Origin of the sequence: Paraburkholderia sp. 35.1, assembly GCF_050436525.1 — a bacterium.
GTDB classification, from domain to species: domain Bacteria; phylum Pseudomonadota; class Gammaproteobacteria; order Burkholderiales; family Burkholderiaceae; genus Paraburkholderia; species Paraburkholderia tuberum.
Genome location: NZ_JBNDMJ010000002.1, coordinates 1604207 through 1627601, shown reverse-complemented (window position 1 = coordinate 1627601; position 23395 = coordinate 1604207). Strand labels below are relative to the sequence as shown.

Genomic DNA, 23395 nt, shown 5'->3' with positions numbered 1-23395 from the left:
ACGATCTTCTTGCGGAAGACTCGCCGAGCTTGATCGATGAATTCCACCAAGGGCGTCCGGCGACACTCTGCTAACGAGAAAGTTGAAGGTCTTTTCAGGGTCGGGAGTGTGAGTTCGCAGATGCAGGAAGCTGCCGTCGGGTTGCTCAATGCCGCCACCGTCAGCAATGCGCCGCCACCTTGCTGACGGCCTGCTGGCTCGCGCGGGAAATCATCTGTTCCGACTCTCCGCGCTTCTGCTTGGCTTCGGTAGTCGCTTGCGCTACTGGACGCGCAGCCGAACTCACCTGCGGCAGCGCCCCTTTGGCTAGCGTGGAAAGGGACCGGCCAAACTGAACCCGGCCGGCCCCACGATGGCTAGCGGCCTGTCGCATCCTGCACAGCTTCCTTCGTCGTTTCCCCAGGTGGGGCGGACTTCGGCGCTGCCACTTCGAGATGTGCTTGCGCGACGCCCGCTTTATGGCGCCTGCGCGAGTAATGCGCTGGCTTGGTAGCGCCCTCCAGTCGCGCCGCGTGAGGCGCGCCCCCGGGACGATGCACGTCGTGCGTCACGAATCCCGAATCGTGATTCGGTATCGCAAACCAGTCCGGATGCTCAAACGACGCGCGAATGTCGTCCAGGCCCGTCTGCCAGTGCTCGCTCATCGTGTCGATGCTGAATTCGTAATCCTTATAGTGCCCCTCATACGCCTTGTTCTTGTATATGAGGTGCACAACATTGACCGTACTGCCATCGGCAACTTCCCGTGCCTCCCGGATGAGCGGATGCTGCTTCTCCAGGCCCGGCGGCACATGCTTCAGTAGCTCCTTGATGAGCTGTGCATGACGCTGGTTCGACCCGAGCATCGCGGTGATAGCGCGGGTCCGGCTGGAATACTGGATGTCCTTGGCGCGCTCGGACACATCCAGCATGTCGCCCGGGAGGCCGCCGCTCGAACTCCACAGGTCAACCTGGAAGACCAAGGTGTCCTTGTGCTGCGGGTCGCTTACAACCTCGGTCAATGGCGTGTTCGACACCAGACCGCCGTCCCAGTAATATTCGCCATCAATCTCGACGGCAGGAAAGCCCGGAGGGAGCGCACCCGAGGCCATGAAGTGCTCTGGCGAAAGGCGCATCTGGGTGTTGTCGAAGTAGACCAGGTTACCCGTGCGCACGTTGACCGCGCCGACGGAGACGCGAATATCGCCGTCGTTGATTCTGTCGAAATCGGCGAATTGCAGAAGGGTCGCCCGAAGCGCGGTGGTATCGTAAAAGCTCACTTCTTCTGGCGAGCGCTTGCCCATCCCTGGGATGGGCACCGGAAGGCGCGGCGAGAAAAAGCCTCGCTGCCCTTCGGTGAGTGCGCGGCCTGCCGCCCAGCAGCTCGACCACTTGCGCGACAGGTCGTGCATGCCCGCGGCGCGGGGTAGCCACGCGCCAAGGTTCCCAAGCATGTCCGCCGGCTGGCAGATGGTGTTCCAGAATCCATGCAATGCCTCGGTACGCTTGCCCGGAGCGTTGCCCGCGATGATGGCTGTGTTAAGCGCGCCGATGGAGATGCCGGAAATCCAGTCCGGATGAATGCCAGCTTCCTCGAGGCCTTCGTAGACGCCGGCCTGATAGGAGCCCAGCGCGCCGCCACCCTGTAGCACGAGAGCGACCTCGTCATAGGCCGGAAGCTTGAAAGTCTTGCGAGGTGTGCCTGATGTTTCTTGATCTTGACGCACTGGGCGGCTCCTTAGTGCATCGACCAGCCGTGGCTGACGATAATGGACTGGCCCGTCAATGCGGACGATTCGAAGCCGGCGAGGAATGCCACGGTGTTGGCGACGTCTTCCACCGTCGTGAATTCGCCGTCGACCGTTTCCTTCAACATCACGTTCTTGACGACGTCTGCTTCCGAAATGCCCAACGCTATCGCCTGCTCCGGAATCTGCCTGTCGACAAGCGGCGTGCGCACGAACCCCGGACACACGACATTGGCCCGTACACCGCGCGAACCACCTTCCTTGGCTACCACGCGTGCGAGACCGAGCAGTCCATGCTTGGCCGTCACGTAGGCAGCCTTCAGCTTCGACGCTTCGTGCGAGTGGACCGAGCCCATATAGATAATCGACCCACCGTTGCCCGCAGCGTACATGTGCCTGACCGCAGCTTTGGACGTGAGGAACGCGCCGTCCAGATGGATTGCGAGCATTTTTTTCCAGTCGGAGAAAGCATAATCTTCAATCGGGTTAACAATCTGGATGCCCGCGTTCGAGACCAGCACATCGATGCTGCCAAGCCTGTCGACAGCCTGCTGGATGCCGGCGTTGACCGCTTCTTCGCTCGTCACGTCCATTGATACAGGCAGCGCTTTGCCACCCTCCTTGCGGATGCTCTCGGCCACGCTCTCAGCAGCCTTGAGGTTCAGGTCCGCGATTACCACCGACGCGCCGAGCGCCGCGAGCTTGCGTGCGCACTGTTCACCGATACCACTTGCAGCGCCCGTCACGAGCGCGACCTTGTCTTTTACGGACATGCCTTTTCCTTAATATGTCAGAGGGTGCTTACTGATTCGCGGCAAGCTTGAGTGCCGGCGCCTCGGCGAGGTAATCGAAAGCCACCTCCCCGATGTCGAGCGTGAGATTGGCGATAACGTGCCGCGCGCCGACGATTTTGCGCACCGGCAAATCCGCCACAGGAGCCAAGGCATGGGGGTGCAGCTCAAGCGCGGCCGGACCGCCCCACGCGCCGAGCACCGTGACATCCCGCAGGAAGTAGCGCACGAGCTCGCAGATGCGGGCTGAACCGTCGACGTGCGGAATGACTTTCAGTAGATAGTTCGGCGTGTCCGCCAGCTTCTTGCGCTCGACCTCGAGGTCAAGTGGCTCGTACTTGTAGCCCATCGTGCCCGTGGCAATGCGCTGGGTGCCATAGTCGAGCGTTCCAAGCAGCGTGTCGTTGCCGTCAACACGCAATTTCGGACTCGCCAGCTTCTTGGGGAAGCCCCAAATCTCACGACCGCCTGCAATCGGGCCTTCGTCGTCGAGGTACATCGCGTGTGTGTAGCTGCCTGGCGCGCCGGCATCATCTCTTACCGAGATAACCTGGCCGCTTTCCGTGTAATCGCCGAATCCCGACGAGTCTGGCATGCGAATGAATTCGTAATGCACGAGGGGGCTTGCGACTGTCAGTGGTTCCGGCACCACGGCGCGCAATGCGTCCATGTCGGTCTCGTACGAAATGATGAAGTACTCACGATTAAGGAAGCGAAACGGCGGGCGGGGGTAGGAAGGATTGTGGACGGGCATCGCAAAAGCATCTTTGCGGATTTGTTCGATTTTCAACTATCTCTCCAGTAGTGACGTCAAATGACGTCGCGTCTTTAAAGCCCACGCATGCGCACCAGAGGTGCTGTGCTGCACACCGCGCCTCTGCCTTATCACAGCGTGTCGGGTTCGAGTGGCCCTGTGCTTTGCATCGTTGTACAGAGCACGGGCAATAGTAGCGCCTTGGTCCATGCATCGGTGTCCTTGCTGGCCGTAAAACACTGTCCCCCTCGCCGCAACAATTGGTTTGATCCTTGTGCGCGTCAGCTTCTCATCGGCGAAACGCCGCGTGTAGCGATGTCGCTTCGTGATAGGCAATGTCGCACATATAGGAATACCTATTAATTGCCACATGGCTCGTTGTTTCGTCCCCGATGCCTCGCTTGCTTCAGGCATGTCGATTCGAAACCGCGTCCCCGAGAATATAAACGCGCGCAAGGTCACAGTTGGACATTAACGGAAGCCGCGACCATCACTACGCCTGCGTTTCGCGGGGGCGGATCGCCTGCTCTGGGAGAGTACACGGCGTCGCCCGCCTCAATCGGATGACCGCTCAACACGCACGTCCCTGGCCCCTTCGCGATGAACACCCGTCAGGGCTGGTAATCACAGCGACCGCTGCACGAGTCGCACCAGGAAACCGACAGGGTCTGCAAAGGGTTCGGCGCCACTTTCAGGTCAGGCGGATCTTCGGTTGGACGAGACCGTTGATCTGTTCCGCTGTCCACAGCAGCGTCGCCTTTCGAAAGCCATGGAGAGCCTGCTGATGGCGCCGGTAGAGCATGGCGTGACTCAGTTGAGCGAAACGTCCGCGCACGAAACCGCCACGAAAGAGTCCGAAGCGCCCAAGCGTGCCGAACGCGTTGTAGTCGCTCAGCGAGACGAGCGAACCGAAATCGCGGAAACGGAAATCGGCAAGTGGCTTGCCTGCAAGCCACCCCGGAAGGTGACGCGCGAGATGCTCGGCCTGCTGCGTGGCGACCTGCGCGGTCGGTGCAAGTTGCCGTTCGTGACCGGCAAGTGTCAGGCTTGCGCAATCGCCAAGCGCGAACACGTGATCGTCACGCGAAGACTGCAGACTCGCTCCGACGACGATCTGGTTGGACCGGTTCGTTTCGAGTCCGTCGAGATTGTTCATGAAATCCGGCGCCTTGACGCCCGCTGCCCAGACCATCAGATCGGCCTCGGCAAGCGTGCCGTCGCCGTGGCGAAAACCATTCGCCTCTGCCGCGGTAACACGCGCCGAAGTCAGCACGCGAAAACCGATATGCTCGAGCTGCGACTGGCTCGATGCCGATATCTCCGGCGCAAACGCCCCGAGCACGCGCGGGCCGCTTTCGAGCAGCGTCAGACTTAGCCGCTCTCGCACAGTCGGGTCTCCGTAACTCGACGCAACGTCAAGCAAGCGGCTCAGTTCAGCGGACAGCTCAACACCCGTTGCACCCGCGCCGACGATCGCCACACGCAGTGGTTCGTCCTTCGCGACGCTTCGAAATACGCGCGCTCGCAACGCGGCGTTGAACGCTTCGGCCTGTTTTTGACTGTCGATGAAATGGCAGTGCTCTTTCACGCCCGGCACGCCGAAATCGTTCGCCCGGCTACCCAGCGACAGCACAAGCACGTCGTACCCGACCGTTCGCGGACCGAGCACTACTTCACCTTCCGGCGTCCTGAGCTCGTCGAGCTGGACCAGCCGCCGGCTTCGATCGAGCCCGTGCATTGCGCCGGGCTGATAGGTGAAGCCGTGATCGCGGGCATGGGCGAGGTAGATCACCTGCTGCTGCTGAACATCGCGCGTGCCGGCTGCAATAGTGTGCAGCATCGGCTTCCATATGTGCGTCGGGCTGCTGTCGATCAGCGTGACGCTGGCCCGGCCGCTACGCCCTAACAGGTCGCCGAGTCGGGTAGCCAGCAAAATTCCCGCAATCCCGCCGCCAACGATGACAATCCGTATTGGTTGTGACATAATAAATTCAACGCGTGATGAATAAGTCACATCGTAGCCTAAAGCACGAGCTCCGTCAAACCGCGGCCCTCCTCAGCGTCTCACGCGCCGTCAGTTAAACTTCGGCTGAATTGACGATCCACAACTCACACCCAAATGAACGACGTAACGTCAGGACCTGCCAGGCTGATCGAGAAAAAGCGTACCCGCGGACGACCCGCGTACAGTGCTTCCGTCGGTGCCGACGTCCTCCTGCGAAATGCCCGGCACACCTTCGCAAAGCGTGGATTCGACGCTACCAGCGTGCGGGAAATCGCGCGCGACGCGGGTGTCGACCCGGCGCTGATCGCGCATCATTTCGGGTCGAAACAAGCGCTATGGGTTGCGGTGGTAGAGCAGATCGCGGATCAGGCTGCGCCAATGATCGACGCCACAGCCAGGTTGCGCTCGGCCACGCTAGGTGCGCGTGAGCGTGTCGAACACGCAGTGGTTCTTTTCATCGATCAGGTTTTCGACGAACCCGACCTTGGTATGTTTTTTTCGACTGCCGCGACCGAAGAAGGCGAGCGCTTCAACATACTCATCGGGCGTCTGGTGCGCCCCTATCACGACGTGTTCGTGCCTTTGCTCGAAGATGCATCGAGGGCGAAGGAATTGAAACCGCACCACCCCGAGGTCATGTTTTCCATGCTGATGAACGCCATCAGCAATACCGTGGCTTACCACCATATGCTGCGGGCTTTCTCGTCACTTCCTGAAGATCAGACCAGGTTCAAGCGCGCGGTGCGGGACACGGCGCTGAACATGATCGGAAAGTAATCAGCAAGACCCAATGCCCTTCGCGACAAGCCCAGAATCCTCCACCTGCTTATCGTGCGCGTCGTCCCCTGACGCATTCGCTGCCCAAGAGAACTACCATGGCGATGACCGCCCCAAGGAACGTGTCCACGATCCGCTCGCCGACGAGCGCGAAGGGAGCGCTCGTCCCGCCCACCGCTGAGATGGTCAACGCGGTTGGGGTAATGAAGGTCAGGGCCAGGGCGTAGTGCCGCGCGGCCACGACTTCGATCGCGAACTGGAGCAGCGCGAGGACCCCGACGAGCCAGAGGCCTTTCGGGTCGACGAGCTGGATCAAGCCAAAGACAGCCGCGCCCAAGACCGTGCCCACAACGCGGTGCACGGCCCGAATGGCACTTGAGCGCGAGACGTGGCTGCCCTGCAGCACCGCACCCGCGACCATAACCGTCCAGTAGGCACGGTGCTCCCCAAAAGACAGGCTCAGCAAGCCGGCGCTGGCAACCGCAACGATCACCCTCGCGGCGATCGTGGCCTTTTCCCCGTCGAGCAAGCCGGGAGGAAACCGCATCCGCAAGCTGGACGCTTCGCCCTTGCGCTGGTGCACAAGCGGCAGCGCGAGGGGTGCGATCACGAGCAAGTACGCACTGAGCGCGCCGACCGCGACCAGAGAGGGGATCATAAAGACGCCAAGGGGCGAACCGCTGAAACGCGCGGAAGCGGCCAGATGACCGCTGACACCGGCGACCAGCACGAACTGCATCGGCCCGGGCGGGCCCATTCCGACACCGAGCAGAATGATGCTGGCGAGCGCAGCCACGGCGACGAGGCAGGCGATGGTCAGCCACGCATTCGTCGCGCACAGTACGCCCAGCGTGGAGGCGGCCACGAACCCCGCCGCGACGAACGGCAAGGCCTGGAGCCGGTCGCCCAGGCGCAGCGTCGAGCCGTAGAGAGCCGTGAAGGCGCCGAGAGAAGCGATGAGCCCGAGTGACGGGTGGCCGGCCAGCATGAACGCGCTCAGAGGCACGCCCATGGCGACGCCCCCTCCGACGCCGGCCGACCACCGCCACGGGCCGTCGTTGAAGCCGAGCAGGCTTTTCAGTACGCGGGGCGGAAAGAAAGGTCTTCTCATTTGGGATTGTTTTGTGAAGCGGCCAGGCGATTGGATAATGAAATTTGAATCGAAGGCGGAGATCGCGTTTTCGCTCCGACGGCGCTCCGGATTGCACGTCTTGTCTGTCGACACTTCAGAGCCGCATCCCGCAGGGTCGCAAGTGACCAACCGCCTTTTTGCGGCTTCAAGACGGCCCTCTCCTGACGACGTCGGTCTACGCGTTCGTGCTACCAGTTCGGTTGTCGCAAGTGCCGCTTCCGCCGAACCCACCGAGGTTCAAGTGCGCGAGCGCGATCGAATGACGTTCACGTGACGGCCATCATGCGGACCGCTTGCCTCGCGCAACGGTGTGCGACGACGTGATGGCTCCGGTCCTCCGACTTTCAACCAACGCACGCGTACGCTGCGAGATTCGCGCCGCTGCCTCCCGGATCGATTCGACAAGACGGTCCAGATTGGCAAATTCGAGTCGCTGGGTCGGCACGATCACCGCAAGCGAACCGACTGCTTCACTAGAGTCGTCCGTAAATAGCGGCGACGCCAGTGCAGAAACGCTGCTTTCCAGTTCGCCCCTCGACAGATAAAAACCGGCACGCCGGATTTTGAGCAGCGACGCGCGAAACTCGTCGAGTGTCGCCCCGAGGCCGCTTTGCGCGATCTCGTCGGCATACTGATCGAACAGGACCGCGAGCTTGGCCTTCGGAAAGGTGGACAGGATCGCTTTTGGAGCGGCGCCGAGAAACAGGGGGCGAGGACGGCCCCGGCCGTACCGGAGGTCAAGCGCCGCGCCGTGAGTCTCACGATGCGTGTCCACGAGTTCGTTACCGTACCAGCGCGACATCACCACATCGAAGCCGGAGTGTTCACTCAACTCACGCATGATCGGCTGCCCGACCGCAAGCAGCGGATCCGACATGCGCAGGTGGTAATCAAGCTTGATGATGCGAGGGCCGAGACCATAGTCTCCTCCTGCAAACCGGATGAGCAAGCCAGCATCCAGGAGCTCGCGTACATAGCGATAAGCCGTTGGGGTTGAGCAATCGAGTTCGGCGGCAACGTCTTCGACGGACAGGAATGGCTTCGCCTCCGAAAACAGCTCGAGTATGGATAAAAGTCTCGTAATGCTCGACATCTATTGCGCTGCGCCTCCTCGTGTGTGAACGGAATTATATGCACTGGCAAGATCGCCATTGACGCCTTCAACGACCACCGCGCGGAAACAGTCGCACGCGAGCCACGCAGCGCCACGCTTATGCAAGCCCCATGCGCTCGGCCATTTCGGTTTGCCAGACACTTCGCGGCCTGAATCCCGATAGCGTTCTTGCGTGGCGTTCGACAGCCGCCATCAGTTCAGCATCGGGCAAGCCGAAGTCCACCGGCACCCGCATCGGCTGGTCGACGTACCACGGCGTGTCGATGTAGAGCTCGAGGCGATTGCCCTCGGGATCGCGCGCATAGATCGAAACCGAATTGCCGTGGGTGACGGGGTTGATTTCCTGCAGGCCTTCCGCAATGAACTGCCGATGAAACCGCCTCAACGTGGCAAGGCTGTCGGCTGTGAACGAAATCTGGTTGATCGGATTGAACGCCAAGTGCTCGGGGCGGCCGCTCGCGAGCACGATCTGGTGATGCACCGCGGGATCGCGGCTCAAGAATACCAACTGCACAGCGCCGTGCGGCGTCTGCAGCGAACCCCGATCCGTCACGGTGAATTCCATCACCCGCGTATAAAAGTCCTCCACGCGCGCCATGTCGCTCACATAGAAGCCCATGTGACTGAGCGACAGCCCTGCCCTCGCTTTCTTCATACCGTCCATGCCCGTCTCCAAGTAGTGATAAACCCTAAGAAAAAACACGTTGTGACATTAGATAAATTTAGTATATTCTCACTATAAGATAAATGCACGGGTTTTTTACGAATCCTGGCGTTGATCCTACCTACTTTTTATCCACCCGGAGCATCAATGAAACTCGCCAGCTTCTCCACCCACCTTGGCTCATCGTTCGGCATCGTTCGCGATGAAACCGTGTTCGACCTTGGCAAACGTCTCGGCGGCCGTTATGCCGATCTGAAGGCACTGATTGCCGCCGACGCATTCCGCGAGGCCGCGCAGGCCGCCGATGGCGCGCAGGGCGACTACCCGCTGTCGGAAGTCACGCTGCTGCCTGTGATCCCGAACCCTGAACAAATCTTTTGCGTGGGACTCAACTACGCAGACCACGTCAAGGAAACCAACCGCGAAACCACCGAGCATCCGGTCATCTTCATGCGGGTGCCGGCTTCCCAGGTGGGCCATGGCCAGCCGATGCTGCGTCCGCCTGAGTCGCAGAAGTTCGACTATGAGGGTGAGATTGCCGTCATCATCGGGCGCGGTGGACGACGCATTGCCGAGGCCGACGCGTGGAATCACATCGCTGGCTACGCCTGCTACAACGACGGTTCCGTGCGCGACTGGCAGCTTCATACGGGCCAGTGGGGCCCGGGCAAAAATTTCTATCGCACCGGCGCGTTCGGACCGTGGATGGTGACGAGCGACGAGATCGAACCCAACGCGGTGATGACGCTCGTCACCCGCCTGAATGGACAGGAAGTGCAACGCGCGACGACGCAGATGCTGATTCACGGCATTGCCAAACAGATTGCCTACCTGTCGACGTTCACCCCGCTCTCGCCGGGAGACGTGATCGTGACCGGCACGCCTGGCGGCGTCGGCGCGAAGCGCAATCCGCCGCTGTTCATGAAGGCCGGCGACGTGGCGGAAGTGGAGGTTGATCGGATCGGCGTTCTGTCCAATCCAATCGCCGACGAAGCGTAAAAGTCGTAGCCGGGCGCGTTCGTGTGCGCTCGGCGTCTATCTGGCGGAACAAGACATGTTAGAGAAAACTATTTCGACGCACGCGTGCGACTACGACGTGGCCGTTATCGGTCTCGGGCCCACCGGGGCGACGCTCGCGAACCTGCTGGCAATCGAAGGCTTGCGGGTGCTGGTGCTGGAGCGAGACAAGGAGATTTTCGCGCTTCCTCGCGCGGTGCATTTCGACGGTGAATGCATGCGCGTGTTCCAAACCCTCGGTTTAACCGACAAGCTGCTACCCAAGCTGTTCGTGGGTCCCGGCATGAAATTCGTGAACGGGGAAGGCAAGTTGCTGATCGACTGGCAACGGCCAACCTGTATCGGACCACAGGGGTGGAGTGCGAGTTACAAGTTCCATCAGCCCGATCTCGAGAATGCGTTACGCGAGCGTCTTGCGCAGCAATCGAGCGTTGACGTCCGGTTGCGCCACGAAGTGTTCGCGCTTGACGACGCGAGCGATGGCGTCCAGTTGCGCTTCGAGGATACGTGCTGCGGCAAACTTGGACGTACCACCGCGCGATATGTAGTCGGCTGCGACGGTGCACGCTCGATTGCGCGACGCTTCATGGGCACCGAATTGAGCGATCTGAAATCGCATGAACGCTGGGTTGTGGTCGACGTATTGCTCGATGCACCGCGGCCCGATCTTGGCGACTACTCGGTCCAATACTGCGACCCGGCGCGCCCGACCACTTACACGCGTGGTCCCGGAAATCGGCGCCGCTGGGAAATCATGGTGATGCCCGGTGATGACGTGACGCAACTCACGTCCCCCGAATGGCTGTGGGACAAACTCGCTCGCTGGATTTCTCCGGCCGATGCGCGCCTCGAACGTTCTGCCATATATACATTTCACTCGGTCGTGGCGAACGGTTGGCGCCGTGGCCGACTGCTGCTTGCAGGCGATGCCGCACATCAGACGCCACCCTTTATGGGCCAGGGGATGGGAGCCGGCATTCGCGACGCGTCGAATCTCGCGTGGAAGCTTGGTGCCGTCATTCATGGCGAAGCGCCCGATACCCTCCTCGACAGCTACGAATCCGAACGCTCGCCGCACGTGCGCTTATTTATCGAAACGGCGGTACAGCTCGGCTCAGTCATTCAAACGACGAGGTCAGACCTGGCCGAAGTCCGTGATGAAGAAATGAGCGCAGCGATTCGCAATTTTGTGACCCCACAACCCAGGCTTGGCCCGGGCGCATGGATCGATGAACCATCGGGCGTGGCCGGGCATATTGCACCGCAACCCCGCCTGCTGGACGGACAACTCGTGGACGACGTGGTCGGCTATCGGTTTGCGCTGCTTGCGCGACCGGAATTGCTCCGTGAATGCCCCGACGTCGCCAATAGCGCTGCGCAAGCGGGCGTCGGGATTGTGGCCAGCGATGGAGCGGCTGTTCGCGAGTGGTTGGAGTCGATCAACGCTCCAGCGGTGCTTGTACGCCCCGACCGGTATGTGTACGGCGTCGCGCAGGACGGTGAATCCTTGCAAAACCTTCTGCACCACGCCGTACCCCGCTTGCAAACCGAAGGTGCTGTGGCCATGTGAGCCCGCACCCCCCGTTGTCACGCGAGATGTCTCGCGGTCGACGCACATAGACCATCGGACAAAGAATCCGATAATCAAATTGGAGGAGTCATGGGAATATCCCACAACCCGGTCGGCGGCGCCGACCGTTCACAGCCATCCGGCTTGTCCCCGTCGCAGTGGAAGATGATTCTCATCGCAAGCCTTGGCGGCTCGCTGGAGTTTTACGACTTCATCGTCTACGGCTTTTTTGCCCATAACATCGCGGCCCAGTTTTTCCCGAACTCGTCGTCGCTGGTCAGCATGCTGGCTACTTTCTCCGTGCTCGCAATCGGGTACGTGATCCGACCGCTCGGCGGAATTGTGCTCAGTAGCTGGGGCGACCGGTATGGCCGGCGTCCAGTGTTTCTCGGCTCAATCATTGTGGTCACGACCGCGACGATCTGTCTTGGTCTGCTGCCCAACTTTCAGAGCTGGGGCATGACCGCATCGATCCTGTTGATCCTGCTGCGCATGCTTCAGGGTTTTTGCGTCGGCGGAGAAATGCCCGGCGCGATTACCTACGCAGTGGAAGCCGCGCCGCATCGGGCGGGGCTCGCCGCGGGCATTATTATCTGCGCGGTGAACCTGGGTGTTTTGCTGGCCACATTCGTCAACCTCGGCATCCAGACCTACCTGTCCGCCACGGACGCGGCGGCGTATGGCTGGCGGATCGCGTTTCTTTTCGGCGGCGTTTGCGGGATCGCCTCCTACCTGATGCGCCGTAATCTGGACGAGTCGCCCGAGTTCAAGAGGATGCAAGGAGCTGTCGTCAAACAGCCGTTTCGCGAGACCTTGCGACGTCATGGCAAAGCGGTCGCGACGGGGGCACTGGCGATCGCCGTGATGGCCGGCGTCAACGGCATACTTTATGGCCACATGCCCGCCTACCTCGTCCAGCAGCTGCACTATGCGCCACGGACCGCGGCAATTGCCCAGAACGCTTATCTGATCGTCAGTTCCCTCGGCCTCCTCGCCGCAGGCTGGCTCGGGGACAAGATTCCACGCCGGTACCTGCTTCGAGCGTCAGCGGCGCTGCTGATCGCATTGAGCTACCCGTTCTATGAAGCGCTGGCGAGCCACACCGTCAATCCGGTGGTGCTGTTTGTGCTTGCCGGCGTGGTTTTTTCACTGGCAAGCGGGACATGGGCGTCGGTGCTCGCCGACCAATTCCCTGTCCAGGTCAGATTCAGCGGAATCGCGCTGGCTTACAACCTGGCCGTTGTCGTATTCAGCGGCTTTGCGCCCTTGCTGGCGACCATGCTGATTCGCATGACCGGCTCCTTGGCAGCGCCAGCCTGGTATGTCATCGCCGCATGCACGGTCGCGCTGCTTGCGAGCTATGGGTTGCCGACGGGAAAGTCTCGGGCCGGGTCGCCTTCGAAGACAGATGGACTGAGCGGCGAACTGTTGCGTTGAGCCGAATCGAGCCACGACGCGGCCGGCACCGTCTCCGACAAGAGGTATCCATGCAGTATTTTCGGGAGATTTACGATGAAAGATGCGTCCATTCAGGCCGCCGTCGAGGCGTTGGAACAACAGCGCTGCGACGCCACGGTGGCTGGAGACCTGCACAAGCTCGCGTCGCTACTCGACGACGATCTGACGTTCGTCCATTCAGCTGGCTACGTTCACGGCAAGTCGGAGTATCTGTCCTTCCTTACCGAGAAGATCAAGGTGCGTCAAATCGTGCGTCCGCAACCGCTCGCGTATAGGTTCCTGCCAGACACCGTGATCACGACGGGCCATCTCGAGCAATCCCTGGTGCGCAGGACCGATGGATCTGAGCTCAACATTCGCGCGCTCATAACTGAAATCTGGGTCAAACGCGAGGGCGGCTGGAAACTGCTGCATCTTCATTCCGGGCGCTTGCCGGATTGACGCAGATCCCTATCTTGCCGTCCGTCTCGGGGTAAGCCTGGACACCGATCCTGAACAGGTTCGCGAACTCCCCCTGCTTGTGCGCGATGGAAGCAATCGTAACGATGCGTGGCCGGTCAGGCGATTCAGTCGCGGCAAGTTCGAGAGCGGGCATGAGCAGCGCCGAGAGTGTGTAGCGGCCAGGCATATTGGTGCCGAACTGCAGCTCCAAGCCATCGGCGGCGTTCCGCGAGTTTCTTCTGCGCGAACGAGCGGACCGACGCGACGGAAGCGTGAAGATTGAATATGTGGGATCGAGACTATCGCGGCGGCGAACCAAAAACATATCCGGCGACAATCAAGCCGCGAGCCGCGGGAGCGTCACTGGAACATCCACGAGTGAGCCCGCTTCAACGTACAAGACCGACGGCGGCTGAACGACGCCTGTTAGAAGAGGCGTGACTGTGACGGTATGCGCGGCGCGCCCATGAAGGGCGCGCGCCACCCGGCAATTAGTTGTACAACGAACGAGCACCCACTTGCCGTCAAACGCCGCGCGGTGCGGCAAGAAAACGGCGGCGCATCGGCTTGAGAACCGCAATCGCGAGCAATGCGGTAACGATGTCAAGCGTGATCGCCGCGCCGAACACCGGCAACCAGCTACCCGCGTGCTGGTGCATCAACGCCGCGAGCGGGCCGCCCAGGATCGAGCCGATGCCCTGCGAAATGTAGAGCCAGCCATAGTTTTCCGTGGCATGCCGCGTGCCGAACGTGTCAGTCAGCGTCGCCGGGAACAGCGAGAAGATTTCGCCCCAGCCGAAGAACACCACGCCCGAGAGCAACACGAACAGCACCGCGTTATCGCGCGTGAACAGCCACAGCGCCATCGCGACGCCTTCCAGGGCGAACGCGAAAAACATCGTGTTTTCGCGGCCGACTTTGTCGGACACCCAGCCGAACAGCGGTCGCGTGAGCCCGTTCGTGAAGCGGTCGATCGTCAACGCAAGCGGAAGCGCCGCCATGCCGAACACGAGCACTTTGGTCACGCCGAAATCGGCGGCGAAGGTGGCCATTTGCGACGTGACCATCAGACCGGACGTCGACATCATCGTCATCATGGCGAACATCAGCCAGAAGATCGGCGTCCTGAGCGTCTGTGACGGGCGCAGATTCGCCACCGGCGAACCGGCCTCATTCACATTCGCGCCGGCGGCATCATGCGCGGGCGGCACACGCAAGCCCTGCGCCGACTATCCGCACGTGCAGCGCCTGGTCGATGAGATCTCTGCACGTCCGGCGGCGGCGCGGGTCATCGCACTGAAGCAACGCATGACCCTCAGCACCGAGATGAACGAGGGTGCCCGTCGCGCCTTGTTCCCGCAAAACCTGTAACGACCGACTGGACCGTCGCGCAGCGTCGGGTCTGGATTGCTGCGCGACGCGGTTGGCGTGAGCGCCGAGAACGGTGGGCTTTGATGCTTCGAAGGTAGATTGGATGCAGAAGAAATCGAGACGTCGAAGGTCGTTGGCGCCGACACTGAGCGGCCGCTCGAGCGTCCGTGTGCGTTCGCAAGCGAGTGTCGGAAACTGGCCGGGTACGGACGAACCCAATCGCCGCGTCGCCGATCAAGTGACGCTAGTGCACCGTTGCCGAGCGGGCCGGTCAACGTAATGGTGCGGCGCGCTGAAGAGTCGCGCGTCCGCGTAAGTGCGTGCGGCAACGCGCGTTGCCGCGATCCGTGCACGTAGTGTCCGGACATCGATATGTACGAGAAAGGGCCTATCGAACTGAGCGTGTCTTCGCAACCTATACGGAAGGGCGTAACCTCGTATGACCGGAGGAAGCCGCGCTATGCCGAGCGACGAGCGCAGATCTTCGTCGCTACGTGGCCGCCTACCCTTAAGGCTTAAGGTGCGGAAGAGGTCGTCATGCCTGATACCGAGGTGTACAAATTTCAATACGTACGTCGACAGGGACTGCAGCGTACCTATGATGTAGTTCTGAATATCTGTCGGCTGGAATCCGGCGTATGTTCTTACGTGGCATGGGTCCATTTCGCCGGCGAATTCAAAGGGAACGGACTGATTTTCCCACTGATCGCAAAGACTACGGAGGAAGCGGCGGTTGAAGCGCGAGGACGTATTGAAAACGACATCGAAGACCTCGCCGGCATCGCTGAATAACCTTGCATTTGTTGTCTGGAGTTGGCCATGGAAGAGCAACAGGTGGACCGAGGCTACATTATCACGGTCAGCGCGCGAGAGGACTGCGACGGCGGGTCGACCGTTACGTTGCTGGTGGAGCAGATGTCGCGGCGTGGCGAAATCGACCGCAAGGGCGGCCGCATACCTGGGAGCACTACCGCTCATTGCTCAGCGTAGCGGCCGCAGTCAGCGATGCGATAGACCTCGCCAGGCGCGCGATCGATGCCCAGCTTGGCGGATCTCCGCGCGAACATTAGCCTCGTACCCTTCCACCTGTTGCCGGGCAAGCGGCGGCAAGCGGCGGCAAGCGCAGTATCCTCGAACAGACCGCCACACGCACATCAAAATCACATCATGTGGACAGTGCAGTCGCTTCAGCACCTGGGCGACGCCAGGGGGCAACGTCCTGCGCGGTCTTCGTCGTCCTGGCCATGGGGGTCGCCAGCATTTTCCGGCCACCGGATCTTACCTTACAGTAACGCCTTGGTGCGACAGAGCAATCCGTAACGCCAGCCGTATTCGATGTGGCGATTGCGCGCGCGTTCCGACTGGACTTTACTGCAAGGTGCCCCATCGCCCGACCGCCGGCTCGGCCGAAGCCCACTTCCAACCGTCCTGATCCTTACAGATTGACGCGACAAACCAGGCAGCGGGCGCACCGGGCTTCTCGCCAGCAATGACCGAAAATGCAAACTCGCGACAGGTCGCCAGCGCGCTATCGAACTCGCGCAGCACGCGGACCTCGCCGTGACCATTTTCGAGCGGCAGCACGTGTTTGACCCGCTACGGCTTCGTTGCGCCGACCGGCAATTCACCCGCCGTGGCCGCGATCGCCATCTGCTGGTCGCCGTGCAGCGACTTCATCACGCGCCTGACGGCTTCGTCGGCGGCGGCCTGCACTGCGATGCCCACGCCGATGCCGATGGCAGGATTGCTGGTGACGGCGCCTGTCGATACCGCGGCGACCGCACCGGCCACCGCGCCGACCGACGCGCAGCCACTCATCATTACCGTCAAACTCGCCACAACGCCGGCCGCAAGCATCGCATTAAAGCGGCGCTTCATTGCAGCGCACCCCAGCGTGCCGTGGCCGGTTCCGCCGAGGCCCATTTCCAGTCATCACCATCACGGCACACCGCAGCGACGTAGAACGAACTGGTCGCGGGCTGATCCTTCTTCGCATCGGTATCGGCAGAAAAGACAATTTCCTTGCAGTCGAGCATACCGGTACTGATCACCCGGCTCACAGTCACGCGGCCTTTTTCGTCTGGCTCGATCGGTACGCTGTGCCTGGTGAACCAGGGTGCCACGGCGCCGACCGCGAGCGGTCCCGCCGCGGTCGCAATCTGCGCCTGCGTATACGCGTGCATCACGCGTTCCGAGTACTGCACGCCGGCTCGGGCAGCGGCCACTGCGCCGAGGCCGATGCCGGTGGCAACGGCCGCGTTGCTGGTGACCGTGCCGGCGACGGCCGCCCCGGCGATACCGGCACCCGCCGTGGCGCCTTCACTGTAAAGTGAACTGCAGCCCAGTCAGACCCGTACTGACGGCTGCCAACGCGAGACAGGTCGCCAGCGCGGTAACGGGCAGGCAATGCCGCCGAATCGCGCTCTGCACGGTCGTTTTCCTCGCTCCGGATGGCTTGTCCCGATCGATGCAGTAGCCGGTTGCGCGAAAGCTGGCAGACGCATCGCGAGAGCGGCGCATTCCACATTTTGACGCGAGTGGATTGGTGAAACCAGCGAAATTCGCAGGATCGGTGCGCAGCGGTGATTGGCGGAATGGCGCGCGATGCATGCTGGCTCACAGCGCCTGACTGACCAAGCTCGATGTCCCTTTCCAGGGCGACACTCAAGATTGCCGGGGCCTCAGGCTCAGCCGTTGCGTGCCGTCTGTCGAGTCTCATGGGGGGCGCCACTTGATGAACAGCATCCGGCATTTGCCGCCCCTCCCCTTGCGCGAAACAACGCCACCGGGAACTGGATCACTGCGACGCGTTCTTTTATTTGCGCCGACTGACTTCCAGGCAAGACAACGCACGCCTGGTCGATACGTTCCATAAGGTCGAGTTCCGGCCGGTTGACCGAAAGGGCGGACCGAAGATCGCGTATGTCGCGGCATCATCGCCGTGATCGATTCGATCGCTAAAACCACGTTGACACCCTGTCAGCGACGTCCCGGCCGTTGTATGCTTAGCCCGAATAGGAGGGGCCATGACTCAAAAGGCGCGAGAGCTTTACAGGAGCGCGAACGGAGACCGTTGGTCGCTCGTCCACGAATACGACTCTGGCCGGGTTTTCGTCCGACATGAGCCAAACCTCTCGTCAGGTGGCCGGCCGTCCGACATCTCAATTGGCGACTTCCTCGTTCGAGATGGCAAAGGGCCGGAGCATACCGAACTGCTGCGCCTGATCGGGAAATTGGTGGAGACGCCAGCCGATAACTAGCGCTTACCTTTTACGATTGTTCAACTCGCGTCAGTGACTGCGCAGGCCTGCTCCGTGCCAGTATGGCTTTCAACGCCGATGCTTTGTGCTGCAGGCGGTGGACGCCGACGCCGCCCCTCAAGGCAATACCGTGGTTGGACGACATCTGCCTGGGGGACGCTTCAGAAAACGGAAAACAGGCACGGTAGCGACAGAACGATCTGTCGCAAATCGACCCCGAGCCGTCATCCGCGTCACCATGTCAACAACGACCGCTTTCCAATTCCGAACGGACATTCGTTCGCATCACGTCTTCCGTTACGGGCGCTCGGGGCCGGTGGGTCGTTAGCGGCAATGATGCATTCGCTCAGAATCACTAACTGAATCTCGATCAGATCGCCGCATGCGTTTGGCGATGCGCGTGGCCGCTGTGACTTTGTCGTGACGCGCCGCTATTTGAACTTGACGAGATCCTTGAATATCAGTTGACCCCAGCTATTTCCGCGCGCGTGTACAAGCAGTCCACCTTCCGAAAGCCCGCCGAGGTTGATTGGCGCGAAACCGAGTTTTTCCGCAAGCGCACCAACCTCCGCTGCGGCGCCGTCATCGTCGCTCGCCAGGAACACGACTCTCCTGCCACCGTGTACGGCCGGGTCCTGGTCAAGGACGGCAGCGACCAAATGGTTGAAGCCTTTCACCAGCCTGGCTCCGGTGAACGCCTTCGCGACGAAAACTGACGACGGGAGACCGTCCAGTTCCTCAAGCGGGGCTAACGTGTTCATCGCGTCGATGATGGTCTTTCCTTTCCAGTTCGGCAGCGCTTTCGCGACCTCCGGGTGCGACTCGAAACGGACAGCTAAAAAGATGGTGTCTGCCTTGAGGGCTTCCGCCAGGGTTTTGGGAATGATTCAGGGTCCGATCGCGGCGGCATCGGACGCAAAGCTTTCCGGGTCGCGCGTGGTTGCAACGGATACTTCGATACCGCTGCGGGCAAACGCCTTGGCAAGCGCGTAGCCGATCTTGCCGAAGCCGATGATTGCGTAGCTCATATGTTCTCCTTTGGTTTTTGCGGCGCGATCAGAGCTTGTAGCCGCCGCTCGCTTCAATCGTCTGACCGGTCACCCAGTGGCCGTCATCGGAGGCCAGAAACGCCACGACGGCGGCGATTTCCGAAGGCTCGCCAAAGCGTCCCAGCGCGATTTCGGCCTCGACCGCCTTGACGAGTTCGGGATTCTCCCGGATGGCGGCGTTCACGTCTGTTCGCGTGTAGCCCGGCGCTACGGCGTTCGCGGTAATTCCGCGCGGCCCCAACTCGGACGCGAGCGCATGGGTGAGGTTGTTGATGGCCGCTTTGGCCATCGAATAGACAGGCGCGGCTGTTACGGGCTTCGTGGCGGCAGCGGATGAGATGTTGATGATGCGTCCACCATCTGTGAGACGATCCAGAGCGGCCTGAACGATGAAGAAGGGCGCGCGGGCGTAGACCGCGATCAGGGTGTCCCAACTCTCCGGCGTCGCGTCCTTGAAGCCAACCCAGCCGGAATTGCCGGCGTTGTTAACCAGGATATCGAGAGCTTTGCTTCCCTTCCGCTTGGTGAACTCGTCATCGAGTCTCTCAAACAAGGCCGGGACTGTCGCCGGGTCAACGAGGTCCGCGTGGATCGCGAACGCAGTGCCTCCCGCTTTCTCGATGGTCGCGACCGCTTCGTCTGCGCCGGATTTGCTGGCGTTGTAAGTCAGCGCGACCGTCGCACCATCCTTTGCAAGACGTTCGGCAATGGCGCGGCCAATGCCCCGCGATGCCCCGGTAACGAGAGCGGTTTTTCCTTTAAGGGATCGTTCCATTTTATTTTCCTCAGTGGATGTGCGCATAACCGGATCACTGGAGTGACCGGCCGGGCGTGGCGCGTCAGATTTGCGCCAGGCCGCCGTCAACAGCGACCTCGCTGGCGGTCATGAAGCTGCTGTCCTGCGACGCGAGGAAGGCGGCCACCGCCCCGATCTCCGCCGGATCGGCCATGCGCTGGAGCGGAGTCATCGAGCCGAAGGCCTTCACGCCTTCCTCGCCCAGCGCTTCCTTCGCGAGTTCGGTCGCCGTCGGCCCGGGCGACAGCACATTTACCCGGATTCCGGTGCCCTTCAGATCCTCCGCCCAGGTCCGCGCGAGGTTGCGCACTGCCGCCTTGCTCGCGCTGTAGGCGCTGAATGCCGGGGCGCCCGTGGTGCCGGCGCTCGATCCGGTCAGGATGATCGAACCGCCCGCACCCATCAGCGGCAACGCCTTCTGGACCGTGAAGATCGAACCCTTTACGTTGGTATCGAAGATTTCGTCAATGTGCTCGGATGTGATCTTGCCGAGCGGAAGCTGGCTTCCCGCCCCGGCATTGGCGAAGACGATGTCGAGGGTTCCGCGCTCGGCCTTCACCGCCGCGTAGAGTCGGTCGAGGTCGGCCAGATTGGAGACAGAGCCTTTCACCGCGCGGGCATTAGGCCCGAGGTCGGCCAAAGCCGCATCGAGTGCTTCCTGCCGGCGGCCGAAGATGAAGACGAACGCGCCTTCCTCGATGAAGCGCTTTGCCGCGGCAAGGCCGATGCCGGTAGCGCCGCCGGTGACCACGGCGGTCTTTCCATTCAGTCTGTTCATTTCATGTGCTCTTTCATTGGAGTTGCTGGAGAAATGCCATACAGCGCTGTATGATATGGATCACCGATCCACATAAACACTATATGGATCACCGATCCACTTGTCAACATCCCTATGCGAGCCGACGCTCAAAAAAATCGCAGCCAGATCCTCACAATCGCGCGTGACGTCGTCACCGAGCATGGTGCCGACGCATCGATGCGCGATATTGCTCGCCGGGCTGGCGTCGGGTTGGCCACACTGCTTCGTCATTTCCCGACACGAGAAGCCCTATTCGAAGCGTTGCTGTGCACCCATCTGGATGCACTGACGCAGAAGGCAGCCGAGCTCGAAACATCGACTTCGGCTGACGAAGCACTTCTCATCTGGTTTCGGGAATTGGTGGTATTCACCCAAAGCTACAGGGGTGTTGTCGCCATGATGGCGGCAGCCCACACGAACCCGGATTCCGCGCTTTATGCTTCGTGCGCAGCGGTGCACTCAGCAGGCGCGCGCCTACTACTCCGTGCTCAGGGCGAGGGAACGGCACGCGCCGATATGAATGGGGACGACCTGTTCGCCCTGATAACGGCTCTCGGCTGGGCGGTCGACCAACCCTCATTCGCGCCACGAGCGGATCATCTCGTTCACCTCATTACGAGCGCCATCCTGACACGTCGGCCTGGCAACGATGCCAGGAAGGCAACGCGGCGAATCAAATTGCCGACGGATACTTCCTGCCAGGGAAGCCTTGGGGATTCGAACTAGATGGCGGAAAGCTGACTGGAGCCGACACTCGAATGGCCATTAGTGCACTTGAGCGATTGGCCGCTGTTGTTTAGGTTTGTAGGATGCCTGCCCTCGACCACGGATATGAGCGCACGCCACAGGCGCATGCGGGCAGGCGTCGTACAAACCCCGAGGGAGGAAACCGCGGAGTGTTCCGGCGCGGCCGGAACCTTTAGCGCTATGGGGATTGAAGAGGTCGCGTGCGGTGTTGGACTGACGCGGCGCTGGGGCAAAGCGGGTTGATGTCGACGGGATGCACGTTGGGGAGGCTGTCCGGCGCGCGTTGGTGACGGGAGGCCGGGCGCACAGCCGCGTGGTCCGTGTAAGAGACGCAAGCGTCCGCTATCGGGTCCCGTTGCCGGAGAGCCGACGATCGCCTTGAACGTCTCGAAACACCTGTGCTCATGCTGCGGCTCGCTGTACGGGTGGTGCGCGGATCGGTGCGCTGCGCTGGAGGACCTCGATGACGATCATCGGCGCGCCGCAGTGCCGGCAGATGAAGGCAGGACGCAGAGCGGGACCGGTGTCGTCGGGTTGCGTGCTGGCTGCGGGCACGACGTGCAACAGCCCACGCACCTTCGCGAGATTCTCCCGGCGCACGGGATTGGCCAGCAGGCCATAGTGGCGGATGCGGTGGAAGCCGCCGGGCAGCACATGCAGCAGAAAATGAAATGAACGCGTCCCACCCGAGTATATGAGCGCAAAGGAAGCTGGATCCTCACAGGCCGATGTGCCTACGTGGAAAATACGAAGTTTCCAGGCAAACCGGAGGATCCGTCGTGAAGCTTACGCCAGTTGGGATTGACATTGCGAAGTCGGTGTTTCAGGTCCACTACGTCGATCAGGAAACCGGAGAAATCGTGAACAAGCCGATCAAGCGGGCAAAGTTTCTCGAGTACTTCGCGAACCGGGCTCCGTGCCTGATCGGCATGGAGGCGTGCGGCGGATCGCACCACTGGGCCCGGCAACTTACGAACATGGGTCACGTGGTAAAGCTGATGCCGGCGAAGTTTGTGAAGGCGTTCAACATCCGCAACAAGAACGATGCGGCAGACGCCCGTGCAATCTGGATGGCTGTGCAGCAACCCGGCAAGGCCGTCGCGGTGAAGACCGAGATACAGCAGGCGATGCTGGCGCTACACCGTATGCGGCAGCAGCTGATCAAATTTCGCACGATGCAGATCAACAACCTGCGTGGACTGCTGATGGAATATGGAGAGATCATGAGCAAGGGCCGGAACAAGCTGAACAAAGAGATACCGGTCGTGCTCGAACGGATCGCGGAGCGCCTGCCTGCCGTGCTGATCGATACGTTTCGCGAGCAGTGGAATGGACTGGCGAAGCTGGACGAACAGGTTGCCGAGATCGAGCGCCGGATGCGCGAGTGGAAGAAGGACGACAAGGCGGTGAAAGCGGTTAGCGAAATTTGCGGCGTCGGGCTGCTGACGGCAACGGCAGCCGTCTCAATGATGGGTGATCCGAAAGCATTCAGTTCGGGGCGGGAGTTTGCCGCATGGGTTGGCATCGTGCCGAAGCAGACCGGCTCGGGCGGAAAAGTGAACCTGCACGGGATCAGCAAGAGAGGCGACACCTATTTACGGACACTGCTGATCCACGGCGCGCGTAGCGTAATAGAGCACGCAAAGGAGCCCGGCGAGTGGGTCGAGCAGATGATGAAGCGGCGACCAAAGAATGTGGTGGTCGTTGCATTGGCGAACAAGATGGCGCGGACGATCTGGGCTGTGCTGGCCCATGACCAGCCGTACCAGAAGGCCTACGTGAGCGTGAAGCCCGTCTGAATGGTTCACGCGAAGCAGAAGATCAACGGTTAACACAGGGTGAACGTCGAAAGGTTGCGCAGCAATCGAGTGTGATGACAAACCAGGTAGGACCGGGACTCGCTAAACCTGAATGCGCCGTCGA

17 protein-coding genes and 5 pseudogenes are annotated in these 23395 nt (G+C 61.2%); 8 read left to right on the top strand and 14 right to left on the bottom strand.

The genetic code is table 11. The features are described from left to right. Positions 1-356 precede the first annotated feature (356 nt). The 4 genes from OKW27_RS13480 to OKW27_RS13465 form a co-directional block, all read right to left on the bottom strand. Complete coding sequence (locus tag OKW27_RS13480; RefSeq protein ID WP_090809663.1) at positions 357-1706, bottom strand: DUF3734 domain-containing protein; 1350 nt, start codon at positions 1704-1706, stop codon at positions 357-359. An 11-nt stretch (positions 1707-1717) separates the two neighbouring features. After that, the gene (locus tag OKW27_RS13475; protein WP_429333762.1) at positions 1718-2500 is read right to left on the bottom strand and encodes a 3-hydroxybutyrate dehydrogenase; all 783 of its coding nucleotides are present in this window, start codon (positions 2498-2500) and stop codon (positions 1718-1720) included. Positions 2501-2528: 28 nt separating this feature from the next. Continuing rightward, positions 2529-3308: an acetoacetate decarboxylase gene (locus tag OKW27_RS13470; protein ID WP_429333761.1), complete on the bottom strand. Its 780-nt coding sequence runs from the start codon at positions 3306-3308 to the stop codon at positions 2529-2531. 655 nt (positions 3309-3963) lie between these two features. Then, complete coding sequence (locus OKW27_RS13465; protein WP_429333760.1) at positions 3964-5256, bottom strand: NAD(P)/FAD-dependent oxidoreductase; 1293 nt, start codon at positions 5254-5256, stop codon at positions 3964-3966. A gap of 135 nt (positions 5257-5391) precedes the next feature. On the opposite strand from OKW27_RS13465, the gene OKW27_RS13460 reads away from it, so the two are divergent. Further along, positions 5392-6054, top strand: coding sequence for a TetR/AcrR family transcriptional regulator (locus tag OKW27_RS13460; RefSeq protein ID WP_429333759.1), 663 nt, complete (start codon positions 5392-5394; stop codon positions 6052-6054). Between the two features lie 49 nt (positions 6055-6103). Here OKW27_RS13460 and OKW27_RS13455 read toward each other — a convergent pair whose 3' ends face one another. From OKW27_RS13455 to OKW27_RS13445, 3 genes are all read right to left on the bottom strand, one after another. Next, entirely contained in the window at positions 6104-7279 is a 1176-nt protein-coding gene (locus OKW27_RS13455) for an FUSC family protein (protein WP_429333758.1), read from the bottom strand. 187 nt (positions 7280-7466) lie between these two features. Continuing rightward, entirely contained in the window at positions 7467-8279 is an 813-nt protein-coding gene (locus tag OKW27_RS13450) for an IclR family transcriptional regulator (RefSeq protein ID WP_090809648.1), read from the bottom strand. Between the two features lie 118 nt (positions 8280-8397). After that, the gene (locus OKW27_RS13445; protein ID WP_090809646.1) at positions 8398-8964 is read right to left on the bottom strand and encodes a VOC family protein; all 567 of its coding nucleotides are present in this window, start codon (positions 8962-8964) and stop codon (positions 8398-8400) included. Positions 8965-9111: 147 nt separating this feature from the next. Here OKW27_RS13445 and OKW27_RS13440 point away from each other — a divergent pair, with 147 nt between their 5' ends. The 4 genes from OKW27_RS13440 to OKW27_RS13425 all read left to right on the top strand — a co-directional run bounded on the left by OKW27_RS13440 (position 9112) and on the right by OKW27_RS13425 (position 13450). Next, positions 9112-9963 (top strand): fumarylacetoacetate hydrolase family protein, encoded by an 852-nt coding sequence (locus OKW27_RS13440; RefSeq protein WP_090809645.1) that lies wholly within the window; start codon positions 9112-9114, stop codon positions 9961-9963. Between the two features lie 55 nt (positions 9964-10018). Next, positions 10019-11551, top strand: coding sequence for a bifunctional 3-(3-hydroxy-phenyl)propionate/3-hydroxycinnamic acid hydroxylase (locus OKW27_RS13435; protein ID WP_429333757.1), 1533 nt, complete (start codon positions 10019-10021; stop codon positions 11549-11551). Positions 11552-11641: 90 nt separating this feature from the next. Further along, a complete protein-coding gene (locus tag OKW27_RS13430) occupies positions 11642-12988 on the top strand; it encodes an MFS transporter (RefSeq protein WP_429333756.1) in 1347 nt (448 codons plus the stop codon). 75 nt (positions 12989-13063) lie between these two features. Next, positions 13064-13450, top strand: a complete 387-nt coding sequence (locus OKW27_RS13425) for a nuclear transport factor 2 family protein (RefSeq protein WP_429333755.1) — start codon at positions 13064-13066, stop codon at positions 13448-13450. 524 nt (positions 13451-13974) lie between these two features. Here OKW27_RS13425 and OKW27_RS13420 read toward each other — a convergent pair. Continuing rightward, positions 13975-14679 (bottom strand): annotated as a pseudogene (locus OKW27_RS13420) (MFS transporter); the annotation flags it as partial. A 679-nt stretch (positions 14680-15358) separates the two neighbouring features. Here OKW27_RS13420 and OKW27_RS13415 point away from each other — a divergent pair. Further along, positions 15359-15613: a hypothetical protein gene (locus OKW27_RS13415; RefSeq protein WP_429333754.1), complete on the top strand. Its 255-nt coding sequence runs from the start codon at positions 15359-15361 to the stop codon at positions 15611-15613. Positions 15614-16189: 576 nt separating this feature from the next. Here the strand turns inward: OKW27_RS13415 and OKW27_RS13410 are convergent. The 5 genes and pseudogenes from OKW27_RS13410 to OKW27_RS13390 form a co-directional block, all read right to left on the bottom strand. Further along, positions 16190-16699 (bottom strand): annotated as a pseudogene (locus tag OKW27_RS13410) (hypothetical protein). Beyond that, a pseudogene (locus OKW27_RS13405) lies at positions 16696-17163 on the bottom strand (hypothetical protein); the annotation flags it as partial. The pseudogenes OKW27_RS13405 and OKW27_RS13410, both read right to left, overlap by 4 nt. 1349 nt (positions 17164-18512) lie before the next feature. Next, positions 18513-19109 (bottom strand): annotated as a pseudogene (locus OKW27_RS13400) (NADPH-dependent F420 reductase). 28 nt (positions 19110-19137) lie between these two features. After that, positions 19138-19905, bottom strand: a complete 768-nt coding sequence (locus OKW27_RS13395) for an SDR family NAD(P)-dependent oxidoreductase (protein WP_429333753.1) — start codon at positions 19903-19905, stop codon at positions 19138-19140. A gap of 64 nt (positions 19906-19969) precedes the next feature. Continuing rightward, positions 19970-20704, bottom strand: coding sequence for an SDR family NAD(P)-dependent oxidoreductase (locus OKW27_RS13390; protein WP_120294484.1), 735 nt, complete (start codon positions 20702-20704; stop codon positions 19970-19972). 114 nt (positions 20705-20818) lie between these two features. Between OKW27_RS13390 and OKW27_RS13385 the strand changes: the two genes are divergently transcribed. Continuing rightward, positions 20819-21451, top strand: a complete 633-nt coding sequence (locus tag OKW27_RS13385) for a TetR/AcrR family transcriptional regulator (protein WP_429333752.1) — start codon at positions 20819-20821, stop codon at positions 21449-21451. Between the two features lie 423 nt (positions 21452-21874). Here the strand turns inward: OKW27_RS13385 and OKW27_RS13380 are convergent. Further along, positions 21875-22138: pseudogene (locus OKW27_RS13380) on the bottom strand (transposase); the annotation flags it as partial. A 113-nt stretch (positions 22139-22251) separates the two neighbouring features. Here OKW27_RS13380 and OKW27_RS13375 point away from each other — a divergent pair. Then, positions 22252-23271 carry an IS110 family transposase gene (locus OKW27_RS13375; protein WP_429332134.1) on the top strand — a complete coding sequence of 340 codons (1020 nt, stop codon included), beginning with the start codon at positions 22252-22254 and terminating at the stop codon, positions 23269-23271. The last annotated feature ends 124 nt before the right edge of the window (positions 23272-23395 follow it).